Raw genomic sequence first — 20,455 nt, 5'->3', positions numbered from 1 at the left:
TCTTAGCGCTATGTATTCACGCTAAGATACCTGCTTATGCAGGTGGGTTTCCCCATTCGGATATCCCAGATTCAAATGGCTTTTACTGCCTTATCTGGGCTTTTCGCAAGTTAATACGTCCTTCATCGCCTCTGACWGCCAAGGCATCCACCGTCTACGCTTAGTCACTTAACCATACAACCCCAAAAGGTCTTGCTTATTTACTTTCACTTTTAAAAAGTGAAAACAAACGGTTTAAACAACTAAGGTTTTGTTTTTGCCGGACTCAAATAGAAACTTTGTCGTTATTGATTTAATAAGACAAAGTCCAAGCACACTTGATTGTGTGAGTGACATGATATGTCACTGATTGAGAACTTTACTGTCATTCTTAAAGAATGACTTGTCAGCTTTCCAGATTGTTAAAGAGAGCATGTAAGTGAAAACAAACGGTTTAAACAACTAAGGTTTTGTTTTTGCCGGACTCAAATAGAAACTTTGTCGTTATTGATTTAATAAGACAAAGTCCAAGCACACTTGATTGTGTGAGTGACATGATATGTCACTGATTGAGAACTTTACTGTCATTCTTAAAGAATGACTTGTCAGCTTTCCAGATTGTTAAAGAGCATGTGTRTTTATCACGACGATAAACCACTTTTTAAAGGCACTTATCAWTATAAATACGCTTAAAAAGTGGTGGAGCTAAGCAGGATCGAACTGCTGACCTCCTGCGTGCAAGGCAGGCGCTCTCCCAGCTGAGCTATAGCCCCACATTGATTACTTTGTTAACCAACACATTTGGGGATGTGTTGGTGGGTCTGAGTGGACTTGAACCACCGACCTCACCCTTATCAGGGGTGCGCTCTAACCAGCTGAGCTACAGACCCATCAAAGCAATGATGTGCTCTCTTTCAATTTCAACCTATACAATCTGTGTGAACACTCGCAAGAATAGCGTCAGTAAGGAGGTGATCCAGCCCCAGGTTCCCCTAGGGCTACCTTGTTACGACTTCACCCCAGTCATGAACCACACCGTGGTAAACGCCCTCCCGAAGGTTAAGCTATCTACTTCTGGTGCAGCCCACTCCCATGGTGTGACGGGCGGTGTGTACAAGCAATCTGTGTGAACACTCGCAAGAATAGCGTCAGTAAGGAGGTGATCCAGCCCCAGGTTCCCCTAGGGCTACCTTGTTACGACTTCACCCCAGTCATGAACCACACCGTGGTAAACGCCCTCCCGAAGGTTAAGCTATCTACTTCTGGTGCAGCCCACTCCCATGGTGTGACGGGCGGTGTGTACAAGGCCCGGGAACGTATTCACCGTGGCATTCTGATCCACGATTACTAGCGATTCCGACTTCATGGAGTCGAGTTGCAGACTCCAATCCGGACTACGACAAACTTTAAGGGATTCGCTAAACATCGCTGTCTCGCTGCCCTCTGTATCTGCCATTGTAGCACGTGTGTAGCCCTACTCGTAAGGGCCATGATGACTTGACGTCGTCCCCACCTTCCTCCGGTTTATCACCGGCAGTCTCCCTGGAGTTCCCACCATTAYGTGCTGGCAAACAAGGATAAGGGTTGCGCTCGTTGCGGGACTTAACCCAACATTTCACAACACGAGCTGACGACAGCCATGCAGCACCTGTCTCAGCGCTCCCGAAGGCACRCCTCTATCTCTAAAGGCTTCGCTGGATGTCAAGAGTAGGTAAGGTTCTTCGCGTTGCATCGAATTAAACCACATGCTCCACCGCTTGTGCGGGCCCCCGTCAATTCATTTGAGTTTTAACCTTGCGGCCGTACTCCCCAGGCGGTCTACTTAATGCGTTAGCGCCGAAAGCCAAAGTCTAAAACCTCAACCTCCAAGTAGACAGCGTTTACGGCGTGGACTACCAGGGTATCTAATCCTGTTTGCTACCCACGCTTTCGCATCTGAGCGTCAGTCTTTGTCCAGGGGGCCGCCTTCGCCACTGGTATTCCTTCAGATCTCTACGCATTTCACCGCTACACCTGAAATTCTACCCCCCTCTACAAGACTCTAGCCTGCCAGTTTCAAATGCGGTTCCGAGGTTGAGCCCCGGGCTTTCACATCTGACTTAACAAACCGCCTGCATGCGCTTTACGCCCAGTAATTCCGATTAACGCTCGCACCCTCCGTATTACCGCGGCTGCTGGCACGGAGTTAGCCGGTGCTTCTTCTGCAGCTAACGTCAAGCCGTGCACGTATTAAGTACACRACCTTCCTCACTGCTGAAAGTGCTTTACAACCCGAAGGCCTTCTTCACACACGCGGCATGGCTGCATCAGGGTCTCCCCCATTGTGCAATATTCCCCACTGCTGCCTCCCGTAGGAGTCTGGGCCGTGTCTCAGTCCCAGTGTGGCTGATCATCCTCTCAAACCAGCTAAGGATCGTTGCCTTGGTAAGCCATTACCTTACCAACTAGCTAATCCTAACTGGGCCCATCCCAACGCGATAGCTTACATGTAGAGGCCACCTTTGGTCCYRRCTCTAAYGAAYYAAGACATTATGCGGTATTAGCCGTCGTTTCCAACGGTTATCCCCCTCGTCAGGGCAGGTTCCCAGCCGTTACTCACCCGTCCGCCGCTCGACGTCCAGTAAATCCACCGAAGCTTCAATACTGCCGTTTCCGCTCGACTTGCATGTGTTAGGCCTGCCGCCAGCGTTCAATCTGAGCCATGATCAAACTCTTCAATTAAAGTTTTGGTGTTTGCTTTTCCWAAGAAAAGACAAACGGCTCGATAAATACTGTTTTGTTCGTCTCTTGCGAGACAAACGAATTGACTGTGCCGAACAACGTAAACGTTGTTTCGTATTGGTCACTCAGTTCATCGAATAAATCTTTTTGTCTATTCTCAACGAGTGCCCACACAGATTGCATAGGTCAAATTGTTAAAGAGCGCCGCTCATCGTTGAGCGGGAGTGGCATAATACGCCACTTTCTGTTTTGTTCGTCTCTTGCGAGACAAACGAATTGACTGTGCTCTTGTTGGCATCCACTTTTAAAAAAGTGAAATCAAAACAGCTCAAGGCTGTACCAACATGAATTGGTCACTCAGTTCATCGAATAAATCTTTTTGTCTATTCTCAACGAGTGCCCACACAGATTGCATAGGTCAAATTGTTAAAGAGCGTGTCGACTTAGTGGTCTGCATTTCGTGACTTACGTCTCGTTGCCCCGTCGACAGGAAGCGCAGTATAGAGATCTCAGTTTTTACCGCAACCCCTTTTTGCAAAAAAAAACTCACCCGCACAAAAAACATACTAAGTCGCTTTTTTTGTCTATTTTAACGTTCAGTCAAGGCTTGTTTTTGTTTGGATTTATTAACATAGTCGAAATTTTCACCTTTCTCTAGAAAAAATGAGGCATACATCATGAAAAGGGGCTGGTAGCATAGTCGGCCTGTTTCTCACTTGGGAGTCATCGATATGAAGCACTGGCTTTTTCTGGGGTTTGCGATTGTGGCAGAGGTGATTGCAACGGCGTCACTCAAAAACAGCGACGGCTTTTCAAAGCTCGTCCCTTCGGTGTTAGTCGTAGTGGGGTACAGTTTTTCTTTCTATTTACTCGCGCTGACACTACGCGCTATACCGGTTGGTATCGCTTATGCAATTTGGGCAGGTGCTGGTGTAACATTGATTGCTTTAATTGGCTGGCTTGTCTTTGACCAAAAACTCGATACAGCGGCGATTATCGGCATGGTACTGATTGTCTCGGGTGTAGCAGTGATGAATATTTTTTCATCTGCGTCTCCGCACTGAGTCGCGTTATTGGCGTCAGCCCGAGAACGAAAAAACCCAGCCGAAGCTGGGTTTTTTCTTTAAGGAGGAGAGGCAGATTACATCATGCCGCCCATTCCTCCCATACCGCCCATTCCAGCAGCACCCATATCAGCGCCGCCATCTTTTTGTGGCAGATCAGTAATCATGGCTTCGGTGGTGATCATCAGGCCAGCCACGGATGCCGCAAACTGAAGCGCACTACGCGTCACTTTGGTTGGATCCAGGATACCCATTTCAATCATGTCACCGTATTCACCGGTTGATGCGTTGTAGCCAAAGTGGTTTTCACCCGCTTTCACGTTGTTCGCAACCACTGAGTCTTCGTCACCTGCGTTAGTGGCGATTTGACGCAGTGGTGACTCCATCGCACGTAGCGCCACACGGATACCGACATTTTGCTCTTCGTTATCGCCTTTTAGCTCACCGACTTTGCTTGCAGCACGGATAAGCGCAACGCCACCACCGGCAACCACGCCTTCTTCAACCGCAGCACGGGTTGCGTGCAATGCGTCTTCAACGCGATCTTTCTTCTCTTTCATTTCAACTTCGGTCGCCGCGCCGACTTTAATCACCGCAACACCACCAGCCAGTTTGGCAACGCGCTCTTGCAGTTTTTCTTTGTCGTAGTCAGACGTCGCGTCTTCGATTTGTTGACGAATTTGAGCAACACGACCTTCGATCGCCGCTTCTTCACCAATACCATCAACAATTGTGGTGTTGTCTTTAGTAATGGTGACACGCTTGGCTTGGCCAAGGTCTTCTAGTGTCACTTTCTCAAGATCCATACCGATCTCTTCAGACACGACAGTACCTGCAGTCAGGGTCGCGATGTCTTGTAACATCGCCTTACGACGATCACCGAAACCAGGTGCTTTCACTGCTGCCACTTTAACAATGCCGCGCATATTGTTTACCACCAAGGTGGCCAGCGCTTCACCTTCAAGATCTTCTGCAATGATCAGCAGCGGACGAGACGCTTTAGAAACCGCTTCAAGGGTTGGCAGTAGTTCGCGAATGTTAGAGACTTTTTTGTCGATCAGTAGGATAAATGGGTTATCCAGTTCAACATTACCGGCTTCTTGATTGTTAATGAAGTACGGAGACAAGTAACCGCGGTCGAACTGCATGCCTTCCACAACGCTCAGTTCGTCTTGCAGCGACTGTCCTTCTTCAACAGTGATCACACCGTCACGGCCCACTTTGTCCATTGCTTGTGCGATAAGCTTACCAACAGTGTGGTCAGAGTTTGCCGAGATAGTTCCCACTTGCTCAATAGCATTGTTGCTGGTGCAAGGTGCAGACAGATTTTTCAGCTCTTCCACCGCGGCAACGACAGCTTTGTCGATACCACGTTTGAGATCCATTGGGTTCATGCCCGCAGCAACTGCTTTTAGGCCTTCGCTAATAATAGACTGCGCCAATACGGTCGCTGTGGTCGTGCCGTCACCCGCCGCATCATTGGCTTGTGAAGCGACTTCTTTCACCATTTGCGCGCCCATGTTCTGGAATTTGTCTTCCAGCTCAATTTCACGCGCAACAGAAACACCATCTTTAGTGATGGTTGGTGCACCGAATGATTTGTCGAGCACTACGTTACGGCCTTTAGGGCCCAGTGTGACGCGAACGGCATCCGCCAGAACATTCACACCTTCGAGCATTTTCGCACGTGCGTCGTCACTAAATTTAACGTCTTTAGCAGCCATGTTTTTATTCCTTTCTTACGTTATTGATTGGAGGTGAAATGAATTACTCAACGATTGCCATAATGTCGCTTTCAGACAAGATCAAAACCTCTTGACCCTCGATCTTTTCGGTTTTGGTACCAAAGCCTTCAGAGAAGATAACAGTGTCACCCACTTGAACGTCCAACGGCTGCACACTGCCGTTTTCAAGAATACGGCCTTTACCTACCGCCAGTACTTTACCGCGGGTAGATTTTTCTGCAGCAGAACCAGTTAACACGATGCCGCCCGCTGATTTAGACTCAGCTTCTTGGCGCTCAACGATAACGCGATCATGTAGTGGACGAATGTTCATCGGTCGTCTCCTGAATTAGTAATGATGTTCCGTTTGATGAAGTAAGTATGCACACAGGCCGTACATGCGTCCGGTACCTGATGTCTCTCCCTATGTGGGGACGGACTTTTTCTTTCCCAAGGGCTTTACAGCAATTTTTTTGTTTTTTTTAGACACGTAACTTTCTCACCTTATGCGGATCCGCTAGGGTAAGCCGTCCCAACTCAGCGATCAGAGACTATGAACGATAAACACGGGTTGCTTTCTGCTCCAATTAATCAAACCTTGCGCAAAATGACGATTCCAATGGTGTTCGGCCTGTTTGCGATCATCATGTTCAACGTGGTCGATACCTTTTTTATCTCGCAACTAGGGACAGAGGCGTTGGCAGCGGTGAGTTTTACCTTTCCTATCACCTTTGCGGTGAACTCCATCACTCTCGGGTTAGGAGTCGGTATTGCAGCACTTGTCGGACGTTTACTCGGCCAAGGAGATCACCAAGATGCGGCGCGCGTATCAACCCACGGATTATTATTGGCCTTGTTGCTCGTGATGTTGCTTGGCTGGTTGGGTGCTGCCACCATTGTTCCCGTTTTTTCTGCATTAGGCGCCAGTAAAGATTTACTTCCACTGATCCATGAATATATGCAGATATGGTACCTCACGATTCCTTTATTGGTGGTACCGATGGCAGGTAATGCCGCCATTCGTGCCACAGGTGATACCAAAACCCCAGCCAAAATCATGATGGTCTCTGGGCTGATTAATGGCGTTCTCGACCCCTTGCTAATTTTTGGTTTAGGCCCTTTCCCTGAACTAGGCGTGCAAGGTGCCGCTATCGCCAGTGCCTTGAGCTGGGCCGGAGCCATGCTCGCTGCACTTATCGTACTCACTCGACGAGAGCAGCTACTGATTGCGCCGCAATGGCAACAGATCGGCACCGATGTGAGTCAAATTCTTAAAATTGGCATGCCTGCTGGAATGACCAATGCGCTCAACCCCGCCGCAGCTGCCATATTAATGATGATGCTCGCCTCACAAGGCACAGAAAGCGTTGCCGCCTATGGCGCCGCGCAACGGATTGAAGCGATTTTATTGATAGTGATGATGGCAATGACGTCTTCGCTTACGCCCTTAATGTCGCAAAACTTTGGCGCCCAATACCATCAGCGGGCCTTTCAGGCGCTGTTCAGTGCGATGCGCTTTGCCATCTTGTTCCAATTTGCCTTGTACTTATCGCTGTGGCCTTTTATCGATCTGATTGCGGATGTGTTCAGTGACGATGTGCGGGTTCAACAAGAAATTGCCCACTATTTGATGGTGGTCCCGGCCAGTTACGGCTTACAAGGCACCTTGATGTTATTGGTCGGCGGCCTGAATGCCATGAAGCGTTCGCTGCATTCGTTCGCCTGCAACCTAGTCCGTTTGTTTGTTTTCTTAGTGCCCTGTGCGTGGCTGGGCGGCATGGTCAACGGCACCCATGGCCTGTTTGCGGGAATCGCTGTTGCCAATCTACTGGCCGGTATTATGGCGTACCTATATGCCGTGGTGTTGCGCCGTCAAACACTGGCTTCGTCACTGCCGGTCTGATCCAAGTGATACACTCGGTGCTGCAAGGCATCTAATGCCTGATATAAGGCTTGATACTGCGCCGCACTGAGTCCCTCAAGCATGGCTTTTTCCCACTCCAACACCTTGGGAATAATGGTCTGATAATGGGTGCGGCCTTTGTCGGTCAAATGGACTAACGCGGCGCGCTGATCACCTTGGCACGCGCGTCGCTCTACCAACTGATGCTGCTCTAAACGGGTAAGCAAGCGCGACACTTTCACTTTATCCAACCGCGTTTCTGCGGCTAAGTCTTTCGCCATCACGCCATCCCGTGCGCCCAAAGAGGCCAGCACGCGCCATTCTGGACGCGACAATCCAAACTCTGCTTCATAACGTGCCGCAAGACTATCGGCAACCAGCTCTGCGGTGTGAACTAATTTGTAGGGCAAAAAACTGTCAAGGGCTAGGTGCGGAACGGTCATATCAGTTAGTTTCAATTGAAATCATATACCTTACCTTACGAGAGGCGTCGATAAGATGCAAAGGTAGTGCTTTGTTTACACTTACGGTTTTTAGGCGGCAAAAATACTGAACAGACAAGGTAAAATATTTGTTAACAGTACGTTGCTTTTTATCTTGTCTGCTCGCTAGTATGAACGGATAGATTGTTTCTTTTGAAACTATTTGGCCGTACCGGTGACCACGGCCGCCCAGCACAAGGAGCGAGATATGCGAAAGTGGTTTTCATTCCCCATTCGTGAAGGGGACGCCTCACGTCAAGCCCACTGCGACTTTCCCGAAGGAACCTACGAGCGCGAATGTGGCAAGGAAGGCTTTTTTGGCCCGGCCAGTCATATGTATCACCGCCATCCCCCGACGGGCTGGAGTGAGTGGGAAGGCCCATTGCGACCGCATGCTTTTGACACCAACCGAGTTGAAACGCAAGGCACGTCGCCAATGGATGCCCCTGTGCTGTTATCCAATGCCAATGTTCAGGTTCGCTTATGGCGCACCGATACCGCCATGTCTTATCTGGTACGCAACAGCGATGGCGACGATTGCTTATTCGTCCATCAGGGCGAAGGCTCGCTGTATTGCGATTACGGCCACTTGCGCTACAGCAAAGGAGATTACTTGATTATTCCTCGCGCCACCAGCTGGCGACTGATGCCGGATGAGGCCACTACTTTGCTGATGATTGAAGCGACACATGGCTCCTACATGAGCGCCGAACGAGGCATTGTCGGCGAGCATGCGGTGTTTGACCCCGCGGTGTTAGAACATGCACGTATTGACGATAGCTTTAAAGCCCAGCAATCCGATAGCGAAAGCTGGCAGGTGATGATCAAATCGCGCCAACAGCTCAACCTTGTCACTTATCCTTATAACCCACTCGATGCCGTAGGCTGGAAGGGCAACCTCACCGTATTCCGGCTTAACTGGCGAGATATCCGCCCACTAATGAGCCATCGTTATCACTTGCCGCCATCCGCGCACACCACCTTTGTCGCGCAAGGTTTTGTGATTTGTACCTTTGTCCCCCGCCCGATCGAGTCGGATCCTGGCGCACTGAAGGTGCCTTTTTACCACAATAACGATGACTATGATGAAGTGCTTTTCTATCACCAAGGTGACTTTTTCAGCCGCGATAACATTGATGCCGGTATGGTGACCTTACACCCTTGTGGCTTCCCACATGGACCTCACCCAAAAGCCTTTGCCGCGGGCAAAAAGCATCAGAAAAAAGAGACCGATGAAGTGGCGGTGATGATCGATACCCGCATGCCACTTGATATGGGCGACGCGGCGAAAGCCACCGAACTGACCGATTATGTCTACTCTTGGCGCACGCCAAGTGACGCAGAATAGCGAAGGAGAAAGCAATGAAACTGGCTTCACTCAAACACGGACGTGATGGCAAATTGATTTTGGTCTCTCGCGACCTTACTCGCGCCGTCCACGCCGACGATATTGCGCCCACACTACAAGCGGCACTCGATAATTGGACGACCCTTGCGCCCAAACTGACTCAGCGCTATGACGCGCTTAACGACAACCAAGTCAGTGAGTCTTTTGCCTTTGACCCAAGTGTCTGCGATTCACCGCTGCCCCGCGCCTTTCAGTGGGCGGATGGTAGCGCCTACGTTAACCACGTTGAACTGGTGCGCAAAGCACGCGGCGCACAAATGCCTGAGAGTTTTTGGACCGATCCTTTGATGTATCAAGGCATGTCTGATGGCTTTCTTGGTCCGCGTGATGAGATTGAATTAGTGGATGATGCGTGGGGCTGTGACTTTGAAGCCGAGCTAGCCGTCGTCACCGATGATGTCCCCATGCACCTAAGCGCTGACAAAGCCGGCCAACACATTAAATTACTGATGCTGGTCAACGATGTTTCTCTGCGCAACCTGATCCCCGGCGAGCTTGCCAAAGGGTTCGGTTTTTTCCAATCCAAGCCCGCCTCTGCTTTTTCGCCGGTGGCGGTTACCCCCGATGAGCTTGGCGATCACTGGCGCGACCATAAAGTCCACTTGCCGATGCATGTCACTCTGAACGGCGACTGGTTTGGCTCGCCCGACGCCGGTGTCGATATGACCTTTGATTTTGCCGAACTGGTCGCCCATGTAGCGAAAAGCCGTCATGTCAGTGCAGGGACCATTATTGGCTCCGGGACCGTGTCCAATACCGATCGCAGTAAAGGCTCTTGCTGCTTAGCCGAAAAGCGCATGCTGGAAATTATCGACCAAGGCGAGGCAAAAACTCCGTTTATGACCTTTGGCGATAGCGTCACTATCGATATGCGCGACAGCCAAGATGCGTCTATTTTCGGCGCCATTGAGCAAACTGTGACCCGTTACATCGCAGAGTAACCTTGATGCGCGCCTAGTACCTCTAGGCGCGCTTGACGTTGACGCCGTCTAGGAGCTTGTATGCTGCTTTATGATTACAGTAAGTCGACCGCGGCCTACCGCGTCCGCATCGCCCTTGGCCTTAAAGGCCTCAGCTACCAACGAGAAACCGTGTCCCTGCTGGATAAACATCAGCACAGTGACGCCTATCGTTCGCTCAATCCCGCCGGTTTAGTGCCCACCTTGGTCGATGGCGATGTCACCTTGAGCCAATCACTGGCCATTATCGAATACCTCGATGAGCGCTATCCGCAGGTCAAACTGCTCCCCGGTGATCCAGTGCAAAAAGCCCAGTGCCGCTCTCTGGCACTCGATATTGCCTGTGATGTGCATCCACTCAATAACTTGCGGGTTCTGCAATACTTAACCGGCCCCTTTGGCCACAGTGATGATGACAAAATCACTTGGTATCACCATTGGCTAAACCAAGGGTTCGATGGCTTGGAAGCCAAACTACAAGGACTAGACAGCCCCTTTATCGGCGGAGAAGCGCCCAATTTGGCCGATATTTGTTTGGTCGCGCAGATGTTTAATGCACGCCGATTTGCGTTTGATTTAACGGCATACCCAACCCTGACACGCATTGAAGCGCAGTGCCAAACGTTGGATGCATTTATACAGGCACACCCTGATAAGGGCTAAGGAGAGGACATGAAAGACGGATTGTTGTGGGCGCCGGATAAGGAACGTCAAACCCACACGTTACTCGCTGCGTTTATCCGTGCCGTGAATCAGACTCACGACACCCAGCTAAGCGGTTATGACGATCTTTATGCATGGTCGGTACGTCAAAGCGGTGATTTTTGGCAACAGTTATGGCAATTTGCTGGCGTGATCGGCGATCCGGGCCAGAGGGTGTGCGACATCGACCCCGAGCACCCCAATCGTGATAGCCACTGGTTTCCCACCGCACGTCTGAACTATGCCGAAAACCTGCTCAAGCACGCAGAGCAATATGCCGACCAACCGGCGATGATTTTTAGCGGTGAGCATGAGGTAGCACGAACCCTCACTTGGCGTGAGCTCGTCGATCAGGTTGCGGCCATCCGTCACTACCTAGATATGCAAGGTGTTCAGCCGGGCGATGTGGTTGCGGGCTATTTACCTAACCTGCCTGAAACCGTGATTGCGATGCTTGCCACCGCGGCACTAGGCGCGATTTGGACCTCAACCTCACCGGACTTTGGCGTCGACAGTGTGTTAGACCGTTTTGGCCAAACCGAGCCCAAAGTGCTGTTTACCGCCGATCATTACCACTACAACGGCAAAACTTATGACTGCCTGAATAAAGCGCAGCAGGTGGTGGATAACGTACCGGCCATTGAGCGCCTAGTGGTGATCCCTTTTGATGGCGATCGACCTTCTTTACCTGCTGGCGTGGATAACTGGCAGGACTTATTAGTCAAGGACGTGCCGCCGCTTCGCTTTACCCGCGTGGCGTTCAATGCCCCACTCTTTGTGCTTTACTCTTCCGGCACCACGGGTAAACCTAAGTGCATTATCCATTCAGTGGGGGGAATATTGCTCAATCACCTGAAAGAGCATCAGCTCCATTCAGATGTGCGCCCCGGCGATCGCTTTTTCTACTTCACCACCTGCGGCTGGATAATGTGGAATTGGCAAGTCAGCGCTTTAGCAAGCGGCGCGACCTTGGTGCTCTATGATGGCTCGCCGTTTTATCCCGATGCGGGGGTACTTTGGCGACTGGCCGAGCAGCACCGGCTCACCCTTTTTGGCACCGCAGCCAAATACTTAGAGGCATTGGAAAAACAAGGCGTAGCGCCGAAAGACGATTACTCGCTGACGTCGCTACGCGTCCTATGTTCGACCGGCTCGGTACTTGCGCCCGAGCAGTTTGATTATGTCTATCAAAAAATAAAGTCTGATCTGCAATTAAGCTCGATTGCGGGTGGCACCGACATTTGTGGCTGTTTTGTTCTTGGCAGCCCACTATCACCGGTTTATCGCGGTGAAAGCCAAAAGCGGGGCTTGGCGCTCGATGTACAAGTGTTTAACGCCCAAGACCAAGCGGTTGAAGAGCAAAAAGGTGAGCTGGTGTGTTGTAATAGCTTCCCCAACCAGCCGGTTGGCTTTTGGCACGATACCGATGGCAGTCGCTATCACAATGCCTACTGGAACAAGATTGATGACATCTGGTTCCATGGTGACTATGTGCGCCTGACCGAACAAGGTGGCATGGTGTTTTATGGTCGGTCTGATGCGGTATTAAACCCAGGCGGGGTGCGAATTGGTACGGCGGAAATCTATCGCCATGTAAATCAGCTTAGCGAGATCATCGATTCAGTGGTCATTGGTCAGCAATGGCAAAATGATGTCCGCGTGGTGCTATTCGTCAAACTCGCCGCCGGAGTGACACTGGATGAGCCAATCAAGCAAGCCATCAAAAAAACCATCCGAACCCAGTGTACACCGCGTCATGTTCCCGCGGTGATTGCCGAGGTGAGCGATATTCCGCGCACCAAGTCAGGCAAACTGGCTGAGTTGGCGGTGCGCGATGTGGTCCATGGCCAAGACGTGGCACAGTTAAGCGCACTGGATAACCCAGCATCACTCGACCAATATCGCCAACGCCCTGAGCTTGCTGAATAAACGACACTCGCTGAATAAACGACAATAGTGCAATAGGCCCATAAGGTCCGCAAAAAACTAAAAATGGCCGCAGTGTGCGGCCATTTTTGTCGATGTTTTTTACAACGTAAACGTTATCTTAGGCGATGACTGTCATCGTCGTCATCGTCTTTACGCTCGTACTCACCTTCAAAGGTGTTGCCATCGTCATCGCGCCCGCCACGACGAAAAGGATCGTCACCAAAGGGGCCTTGCGTATTACCTCCTTGGTGGAAGCCGCCTTGGCCAAAGCCCGCTTGAGACACAGTGACCCGTTTCATCACTTGTTTGGCGAGCGCCGCACGCGGTGCTGGTAGCAGCACCAACATCCCCATCGCATCGGTCATAAAGCCTGGCGTCAACAGCAAGACACCTGCTACCGCAAGCATCACGCCTTCAAGGATTTGCTGCGCCGGTAACTCACCGCGATTGAGCCTATCCTGCACCGAGGCTAGCGTCATCAACCCCTGATTACGGACCAAAGACGCACCGACAAATGCCGTGATCAGAACCAACGCCAAGGTCGGCCACAAGCCCAGCCAGCCGCCGACCTGAATAAATAGGCCAATTTCGATCACTGGGACCAGAATAAATAGCAGTAGTAAGACTGGAAACACGGTTCACCTCGCGCTAAAAATTGACGTTTCATCCTAACATCAAAATAAGGCAAAAGCCGAACCGGGATCCTGTATTTACTGCTTGAATCCCAGCGCAAGAAAGCGCATTTTGTTTAGTCATCATGTTACAGCTGTGACGGAAGTCAGCCATTTCAACCGCATCATGTGCTGTAATATGGGTTGAAACGATGTAATAGACGATACATCCAGCCAAAATCTCTGAGGAATGGATTCTACAGCAATATTTGTGGCGACGTTTTAATCATTATAATAACTTGATGTTAAGGCCAACGCATGTCTCAGACGATTATTACCCCCAATGATACCCCTACGCAAACCACTGCCACCCGCTTGGAAGAGGACTTACTCGGCCAACGAGCGGTGCCTGCAGATGCGTATTATGGCATTCATACCTTGCGCGCGATTGAGAACTTCACTATTTCAAGCACCCGTATTTCTGATATCCCAGATTTCGTACGCGGCATGGTTTACACCAAAAAGGCCGCCGCAATGGCCAACCAAGAACTTGGCGTGCTCCCTGCTGACGTTGGTGATTACATCATCAAAGCCTGTGACCAGATGTTGGAAACCGGCAAATGCATGGATCAGTTCCCCTCGGATGTCTTTCAAGGCGGCGCAGGCACCTCGGTAAACATGAACGCCAACGAGGTAATTGCCAACCTTGCGCTTGAACTGATGGGGCACGAGAAAGGCGATTATGATGTGATTAACCCTAACGATCACGTCAACAAGAGCCAATCCACTAACTGTGCGTATCCAACCGGATTTCGAATTGCGGTATATAACAGCATTCTCAAACTGATGGATGCGATTGATTACTTACAAAAAGAATTCGATGTCAAAGCAGACACGTACGCTCATGTCATAAAAATGGGCCGTACCCAGCTGCAAGATGCGGTGCCAATGACAGTGGGACAAGAGTTCAAAGCCTTCTCTGTGCTGCTGCGTGAAGAGATTAAAAACATCAAATATACGGCGGCCCTGCTTTTAGAAGTGAACTTAGGCGCTACCGCGATCGGGACGAAGTTGAATGCTGCAGAAGGTTACCAGCAACTGGCGGTGAAACGCCTTGCAGAGATTACTGGTTTACCTTGTATCCCGGCAGAAGATTTGATTGAAGCCACCTCAGACTGTGGGTCCTATGTCATGGTGCATGGCGCGCTAAAACGCCTGGCGGTGAAACTATCGAAGATCTGTAATGATTTACGCCTACTTTCTTCTGGCCCTCGTGCAGGACTGAATGAAATTAACTTGCCTGAAATGCAAGCCGGTTCATCCATCATGCCTGCCAAGGTCAACCCGGTGATCCCTGAAGTAGTCAATCAGGTTTGTTATCGAGTCATGGGGAACGACACTACCATCACCTTTGCTGCCGAAGCCGGCCAACTTCAGCTTAACGTGATGGAGCCCGTAATTGGGCAGGCACTGTTTGAGTCTATTTCCATCCTGGCGAATGGCTGCCGGAACTTGGGTGAGAAGTGTGTAAGCGGGATTACGGTTAACCAAGAAGTGTGCGAGCACTACGTACATAACTCGATTGGGATTATCACCTATCTCAACCCCTTTATCGGTCATCACGAAGGCGATATTGTCGGCAAGATTTGTGCTGAAACCGGTAAAAGTGTTAAAGAGGTGATACTCGAGCGTGGTTTGATGACAGAGTCTGAGCTTGATGAGATTTTCTCCGTTGAGAACCTCATGCACCCCAAATACCGCGGTAAACGCTTTAACGCTTAGTCGGTCAAAATCACAACAACTATAAAACAACAAAGGGCGCTAATAGCGCCCTTTTTCATGCCGGTGAAACAGCCGCTACAACACCTGGGTAATCAACAAACCACATGCAATACTAAAGACCATGCTCAGTAAGCCTGGCAACATAAAGCTATGGTTGAACACATACTTACCAATCCGCGTGGTACCGGTGCGGTCAAAATCAATTGAAGCGATAATCGGACCATAATTCGGGACGAAGAAATAACCATTTACCGCAACAAAGGTGGCAATGATCATCGAAGGAGGTAAGCCAAGCGAAATCGCTACTGGAACAAGCACCGCCGTCGTTGCACCTTGACTATTCACCATCACTGATAGGGCAAATAAGGCAAAAGCAAATGTCCAGGGCGCCACTTCAACCAAGCCAGATACCGCGTCTTTGACCATATCTAGATGGCCGGCAACCAAGGTATCCCCTAACCAAGCAATACCAAAGATAGCAACGATGGCACGCATCCCAGCATGGAATACTGAGCCTTGGCTAATCGCATTACCGTCTGGTTTACAAGTCAGAATAATTAACGCAGCAACCGACAACATGACGATTTCAATGGTGTGGGCCATGCCCATTGGCTCACCATCAAATGCCGGACGCAAAGCAGGGAAAGCCCCCATGATGACCACGGCTAACGCACCGAATAAGAACAATGCAACCGATTTTTTCGCCTCAGGGGTGACTTCGATATCTTCAACCGCGAGGTCAGCTTCCATTTCCCGGCGAAACGCGGGATCTTGCAGACGACGTTGATATTCAGGATCGTCTTTAAGCTCTTTGCCCAGTTTATTCACGATCACACACGCCAGCGCCAAACCGATAAAGGTGCTAGGAATGGTCACTGATAGAACATCTGTCAGTGTGATGCCTTGCGGTTCTAAAAAGGCGACACATGCCACCACAGCAGCGGCAATCGGGCTGGCCACAATCGCAAACTGTGAGGCAATCACCGCCATACCGAGTGGGCGGGCAGGACGAATCCCGCTTTTGCGGCTCACTTCGGCAATAACTGGCAACACCGAGTACGCCACGTGTCCCGTCCCTGCCATCATGGTAAAGACATACGTCACTAAAGGTGCAACAAAAGTAATATGACGTGGATTTTTGCGCAGAATGCCACTGGCAATTTTAATTAAAAAATCGAGGCCCCCTGCCGCTTGCATGGTCGCGGCAGCGGCAACTACCGCCATGATCATTAATAAAACATCAATCGGAGGATGCGTCGGTTGCAACCCGAACACAAAGCTCAACACTAAGAGTCCAAGCCCGCCCATCACACCTAAACCGATGCCGCCGATACGGGCACCCACTAAGATGCAGCTGAGTACCACTAATAACTCAACCAAAAACATAATTTTCTCCTACTTTGGATAGACTTTCCCACTACGTCGCGTTCACACACGAGAGCAAACGCGCCCAGCACCATGGCCAAAGTCTAACCAGGCCCCGTAACGCGTATGTTGATTCAAGTAAGAAAAAGTAACACTTTTCGCGAACTGACAACAAAAAGTTCGGAAATTGAGATCTTTAACCTAGACACTAGGCAAGCTTTTCTTTTCTGCTTTTAATTGTTATGTTATATCATAACAATTAATGAGGAGTCATTATGCAAGCTAATATCCATCCCGAGTACCGCCCTGTCGTTTTTCATGACACCAGCGTTGACGCCTATTTTATAATCGGATCAACCTTGCAAACATCACGCACCATTGAGTGGCAAGATGGCAAAACCTATCCTTACTACCCGTTGGATATCTCGAGCGCTTCACATCCGGTGTACACAGGTAAACAACGCGCTGCCAATAAAGAGGGGCGCGCCGCCAACTTTGCGCGCAAGTTTGGCCAAATTGGTCGCAGTCAAAAGGCGTCGTCATGAAGGTATTGAACTCACTGAAAAGCGCCCGCCAGCGTCACCCTGATTGCCAGGTTATCCGTCGCCGCGGACGCATGTTTGTCATTTGCAAAACGAATCCGCGTTTTAAAGCCGTACAAGGGCGCGCGAAAAAACGCGCCTAAGCGTCGGCGACGCACTGCCACTGATGGGGCAGTGCGTCTCTGCGGGCAAACATCTTGATGTCGTCATTTCCTTTTTCTAAGCAAGTCATGGTATGTGTGTATACTCATCCTATTAGCGTGAAAAGGAAAACATATGAGACAGCGTCGCCGTGTCGCATTGACTGCTGGATTGTTGGTTGCCGCATTAGGCGCCAGTGCGCTTTATATTGTTCGCTCGCAACAAGCTACCGTCCCTGCGACAACATCGCATACCGTCACGGCGCCAACCTTTGTGACCGTTAATAGCCAAGCCGCGCTTGAGGCTGAACTTGCCAAAGCCGCTACCAATCAACAAGTCGCCTTTGTCGACTATTACGCCGACTGGTGCATTCCATGCAAACAGTTTGCGCAAAAGACATTCACTGATCCGGCAGTGGCTAAGCCACTTAGTACTATGCACCGAATTAAAGTGAACCTGAGTGAAAACCGTCCGGAAGATTTTGCCTTGATGCGTAGCCAAGCGGTGGCAGGCTTACCGACTCTCGATTTTTGGCTTCCCACGGGGGAACGAAATCAAGCGGCGCGTATAATCGGCTTTTTACCTCCTGAGGCATTTCTCGCTCACCTCAATGAACATGCACTTATGCCGTCAGTAAAAAGCAAGGAATGATCAATCTCTTAGTTCTCTTGTTACAAAATTGATAAGCCCTGCATCGGGTGATAGGTTGAAAGAAACTGAAGGGAAAGATAGCCGCATTATGGAAGCGCAACACACCATCGTTATTGCTGATGATCATCCACTATTTCGAAATGCCTTATTTCAATCTGTGCATATGGCGATAAGCGGTGCCAACCTGTTGGAAGCAGATAGCTTAGATAGCTTGCATAAAATACTCGCACGAGATGCTGACGTCGATTTAGTCTTACTCGACCTCAAAATGCCCGGCGCTAACGGCATGTCCGGTCTGATTGAGCTGCGCAACCAATATCCTAACCTGCCCATTGTCGTCGTCTCTGCCAGCGAAGAACGCAATGTGATCCGTCAAGTGCATTCACATGGTGCGTTTGGCTTTATCCCTAAGTCCAGCGATATGCGCGCCTTGGTACAATCATTAACCCAGGTACTCGAGGGAACGCCTTGTTTTCCTGATGATCTCGGCGAGGAGGATGACAGCGAGAGCCTATCTAGCAAACTCGCAGCGCTGACACCGCAGCAGTATAAGGTGTTGCGGATGCTCTGTGACGGTCTGCTCAATAAACAAATCGCTTACGATCTCGCCGTTTCCGAAGCCACCATCAAAGCGCATATGACGGCTATTTTCCGCAAGATCGGGGTGAAAAATCGTACGCAAGCGGTGATTTTATTGCAGCAATCCAATATAGAACTTTGATACGCTAGCGCCCTCGACCCTATTATGGAGCGCCCATGCTAAGTATTCTGGCTACACAATTCGTGATCTTATGGGCCGTGATCGATCCTGTCGGTAGCGTGCCCATTTATCTCTCGCAAACCAGCCATATGACAGCCAGGGAAAACGCATGAAGATCCGCGCCATGCCTGGGCTAGCAACTTAATGACTAAATTGTCACTTAGGGCTGAAAACCGTGCGTTATGCCATATTTATTAATTAAAATAAGTGAAAACAAAGGATCAATTTGTTGATCATTTTCAGTGCGATTTAATGGTCTCCTAACGTTTAGGAGATTAAAAATGACAGAAGATAAAAGTCCATTTATGCATTTCTTTTCCATTAGAGACATTCGCCAAGAAGGTAAAGTTGAACATACGTTATCAGATATTATTTTGATAACGATTTGTGCGGTTTTGTCTGGTCATGATACCTGGAAAGGCATTAGCGATTATGGACGTAAGCAGCGTGATTTTTTATTACGTTTTGGCTTCTCGGGTAAAGCATCACCGTCGGCAGATACGATCGCAAGAGTGATGGGAACTATCAGCACAAAAGCATTACAAAAAGCCTTCATAGAATGGATGAAATCGTGTCATGAATTAACGGATGGTGAAGTGGTTGCCATTGATGGAAAAACACTGAGGGGTTCATATAATCGAGCAACAGACCAAGCGGCGATCCATATGGTTAATGCGTTCGCAACCGCAAACGGTGTATGCCTCGGCCAATCAAAAGTAAACAGTAAAACCAATGAGATTACAGAAATACCTAAGCTGCTGGAATTGCTAGACATTTCTGGCTGTTTAATTACGATAGATGCTATGGGTTGTCAGCGAAAAATCGCACAGAAAATCATTAATAAAAATGCCGATTATTTGTTAGCGGTTAAAGCGAATCAAGGTAAGTTAGACAAAGCGTTTGATAATTATTACCGTCCTTCAATGCTTCAAAGTTTTGATGGTGATAGCTACTCATCACAAGAGAAATCGCATGGACGTTTAGAAACACGATGTGCACTCATCAATACCGATTTAAGTGTATTAGGTGATTTGGCTTATGATTGGCCTGAATTAAAAACGATGGGCATCATGGTCAGTGTTCGACAAGAAGGTAAACACGCCGACGAATCCGATATTTCTGTGCGCTATTATATAAGTTCAAAAGCACTGACAGCGAAAGAGCTTCATGATGCCACTCGCTCGCACTGGTTAATTGAATCAATGCACTGGCAACTCGATGTTGGATTAAAAGAAGACGCATGCCGAATTAGGGTAGATGACCGAGCTGAAGTTTTTGCACGAATAAGGCAAATGGTTTTGAATTTATTAAAGCAAGAGAAGAGTTTCAAAGCCGGCATTCAACGCAAGCGAATGATGTGTGCGATGGACCAAGAGTACTTAGCGACCGTGCTGGGAAGCCTTTCATGACGGGGATGTTCATGCGTTTTCCGTGTTNTCTGTGCGCTATTATATAAGTTCAAAAGCACTGACAGCGAAAGAGCTTCAATGCCACTCGCTCGCACTGGTTAATTGAATCAATGCACTGGCAACTCGATGTTGGATTAAAAGAAGACGCATGCCGAATTAGGGTAGATGACCGAGCTGAAGTTTTTGCACGAATAAGGCAAATGGTTTTGAATTTATTAAAGCAAGAGAAGAGTTTCAAAGCCGGCATTCAACGCAAGCGAATGATGTGTGCGATGGACCAAGAGTACTTAGCGACCGTGCTGGGAAGCCTTTCATGACGGGGA

The 20,455-nt window shown here is 49.4% G+C and carries 17 protein-coding genes, 2 tRNA genes, 2 rRNA genes and 2 pseudogenes; 14 read left to right on the top strand and 9 right to left on the bottom strand.

Annotated features, from left to right (window positions below; genetic code table 11):
• From BZG81_RS06020 to BZG81_RS06005, 4 genes are all read right to left on the bottom strand, one after another.
• Positions 1–174 (bottom strand): 23S ribosomal RNA (locus BZG81_RS06020); the annotation flags it as partial.
• Between the two features lie 502 nt (positions 175–676).
• Positions 677–752 (bottom strand) — tRNA-Ala (locus BZG81_RS06015).
• Between the two features lie 40 nt (positions 753–792).
• Positions 793–869 (bottom strand) — tRNA-Ile (locus tag BZG81_RS06010).
• Between the two features lie 262 nt (positions 870–1,131).
• Positions 1,132–2,700 (bottom strand): 16S ribosomal RNA (locus tag BZG81_RS06005).
• Between the two features lie 731 nt (positions 2,701–3,431).
• Between BZG81_RS06005 and BZG81_RS05995 the strand changes: the two genes are divergently transcribed.
• Positions 3,432–3,764: an SMR family transporter gene (locus tag BZG81_RS05995; protein ID WP_077461911.1), complete on the top strand. Its 333-nt coding sequence runs from the start codon at positions 3,432–3,434 to the stop codon at positions 3,762–3,764.
• Between the two features lie 77 nt (positions 3,765–3,841).
• Here the strand turns inward: BZG81_RS05995 and groL are convergent, their stop codons facing one another.
• Both groL and BZG81_RS05985 read right to left on the bottom strand, forming a co-directional pair.
• Positions 3,842–5,488, bottom strand: a complete 1,647-nt coding sequence (gene groL, locus BZG81_RS05990; RefSeq protein ID WP_021024082.1) for a chaperonin GroEL — start codon at positions 5,486–5,488, stop codon at positions 3,842–3,844.
• 43 nt (positions 5,489–5,531) lie between these two features.
• A complete protein-coding gene (locus BZG81_RS05985) occupies positions 5,532–5,822 on the bottom strand; it encodes a co-chaperone GroES (protein WP_021024083.1) in 291 nt (96 codons plus the stop codon).
• 219 nt (positions 5,823–6,041) lie between these two features.
• Between BZG81_RS05985 and BZG81_RS05980 the strand changes: the two genes are divergently transcribed.
• Positions 6,042–7,391, top strand: coding sequence for an MATE family efflux transporter (locus tag BZG81_RS05980; protein ID WP_077676967.1), 1,350 nt, complete (start codon positions 6,042–6,044; stop codon positions 7,389–7,391).
• On the opposite strand, the gene BZG81_RS05975 is transcribed toward BZG81_RS05980, so the two are convergent.
• On the bottom strand, positions 7,361–7,849 hold the full coding sequence (locus BZG81_RS05975; protein ID WP_241827364.1) for a MarR family winged helix-turn-helix transcriptional regulator: 489 nt from the start codon (positions 7,847–7,849) through the stop codon (positions 7,361–7,363). The two genes, BZG81_RS05980 and BZG81_RS05975, sit on opposite strands and share 31 nt — an antisense overlap.
• 232 nt (positions 7,850–8,081) lie before the next feature.
• Here BZG81_RS05975 and BZG81_RS05970 point away from each other — a divergent pair, with 232 nt between their 5' ends.
• Genes BZG81_RS05970 through BZG81_RS05955 form a run of 4 tightly spaced genes read left to right on the top strand, consistent with a single transcriptional unit; the run spans position 8,082 to position 12,871 of the window.
• Positions 8,082–9,221 (top strand): homogentisate 1,2-dioxygenase, encoded by a 1,140-nt coding sequence (locus BZG81_RS05970; protein WP_077676966.1) that lies wholly within the window; start codon positions 8,082–8,084, stop codon positions 9,219–9,221.
• 14 nt (positions 9,222–9,235) lie between these two features.
• On the top strand, positions 9,236–10,222 hold the full coding sequence (locus tag BZG81_RS05965) for a fumarylacetoacetate hydrolase family protein (protein WP_077676965.1): 987 nt from the start codon (positions 9,236–9,238) through the stop codon (positions 10,220–10,222).
• 60 nt (positions 10,223–10,282) lie between these two features.
• On the top strand, positions 10,283–10,903 hold the full coding sequence (maiA, locus tag BZG81_RS05960) for a maleylacetoacetate isomerase (protein WP_077676964.1): 621 nt from the start codon (positions 10,283–10,285) through the stop codon (positions 10,901–10,903).
• Between the two features lie 9 nt (positions 10,904–10,912).
• Positions 10,913–12,871, top strand: a complete 1,959-nt coding sequence (locus tag BZG81_RS05955; RefSeq protein WP_077676963.1) for an acetoacetate--CoA ligase — start codon at positions 10,913–10,915, stop codon at positions 12,869–12,871.
• A gap of 113 nt (positions 12,872–12,984) precedes the next feature.
• Here the strand turns inward: BZG81_RS05955 and BZG81_RS05950 are convergent, their stop codons facing one another.
• On the bottom strand, positions 12,985–13,506 hold the full coding sequence (locus BZG81_RS05950; protein WP_077676962.1) for an FxsA family protein: 522 nt from the start codon (positions 13,504–13,506) through the stop codon (positions 12,985–12,987).
• Between the two features lie 306 nt (positions 13,507–13,812).
• Here BZG81_RS05950 and aspA point away from each other — a divergent pair, with 306 nt between their 5' ends.
• Complete coding sequence (aspA, locus tag BZG81_RS05945; protein WP_443216219.1) at positions 13,813–15,264, top strand: aspartate ammonia-lyase; 1,452 nt, start codon at positions 13,813–13,815, stop codon at positions 15,262–15,264.
• A gap of 75 nt (positions 15,265–15,339) precedes the next feature.
• On the opposite strand, the gene BZG81_RS05940 is transcribed toward aspA, so the two are convergent.
• Positions 15,340–16,650 carry an anaerobic C4-dicarboxylate transporter family protein gene (locus tag BZG81_RS05940; protein ID WP_077577070.1) on the bottom strand — a complete coding sequence of 437 codons (1,311 nt, stop codon included), beginning with the start codon at positions 16,648–16,650 and terminating at the stop codon, positions 15,340–15,342.
• Positions 16,651–16,904: 254 nt separating this feature from the next.
• On the opposite strand from BZG81_RS05940, the gene BZG81_RS05935 reads away from it, so the two are divergent.
• The 7 genes and pseudogenes from BZG81_RS05935 to BZG81_RS15690 form a co-directional block, all read left to right on the top strand.
• Positions 16,905–17,174 (top strand): type B 50S ribosomal protein L31, encoded by a 270-nt coding sequence (locus tag BZG81_RS05935; RefSeq protein ID WP_021024093.1) that lies wholly within the window; start codon positions 16,905–16,907, stop codon positions 17,172–17,174.
• Positions 17,171–17,314: a type B 50S ribosomal protein L36 gene (ykgO, locus tag BZG81_RS05930; protein ID WP_077461903.1), complete on the top strand. Its 144-nt coding sequence runs from the start codon at positions 17,171–17,173 to the stop codon at positions 17,312–17,314. The genes BZG81_RS05935 and ykgO overlap by 4 nt, the downstream gene beginning before the upstream one ends.
• A 133-nt stretch (positions 17,315–17,447) precedes the next feature.
• Positions 17,448–17,963 carry a thioredoxin fold domain-containing protein gene (locus tag BZG81_RS05925; RefSeq protein WP_077676960.1) on the top strand — a complete coding sequence of 172 codons (516 nt, stop codon included), beginning with the start codon at positions 17,448–17,450 and terminating at the stop codon, positions 17,961–17,963.
• Positions 17,964–18,051: 88 nt separating this feature from the next.
• A complete protein-coding gene (locus BZG81_RS05920; RefSeq protein ID WP_077676959.1) occupies positions 18,052–18,684 on the top strand; it encodes a response regulator in 633 nt (210 codons plus the stop codon).
• A 35-nt stretch (positions 18,685–18,719) separates the two neighbouring features.
• A pseudogene (locus tag BZG81_RS15480) lies at positions 18,720–18,827 on the top strand (MarC family protein); the annotation flags it as partial.
• Positions 18,828–19,004: 177 nt separating this feature from the next.
• Positions 19,005–20,132 carry an ISAs1 family transposase gene (locus BZG81_RS05915; protein ID WP_077676958.1) on the top strand — a complete coding sequence of 376 codons (1,128 nt, stop codon included), beginning with the start codon at positions 19,005–19,007 and terminating at the stop codon, positions 20,130–20,132.
• Positions 20,133–20,160: 28 nt separating this feature from the next.
• Positions 20,161–20,449, top strand: a pseudogene (locus BZG81_RS15690) (ISAs1 family transposase); the annotation flags it as partial.
• Positions 20,450–20,455 lie beyond the last annotated feature (6 nt).

The organism is Salinivibrio sp. MA607 (assembly GCF_001996245.1).
GTDB lineage: Bacteria > Pseudomonadota > Gammaproteobacteria > Enterobacterales > Vibrionaceae > Salinivibrio > Salinivibrio costicola.
The sequence above is the reverse complement of the archived record's forward strand: the minus strand, read 5'-3'. Positions and strand labels throughout refer to the sequence as shown.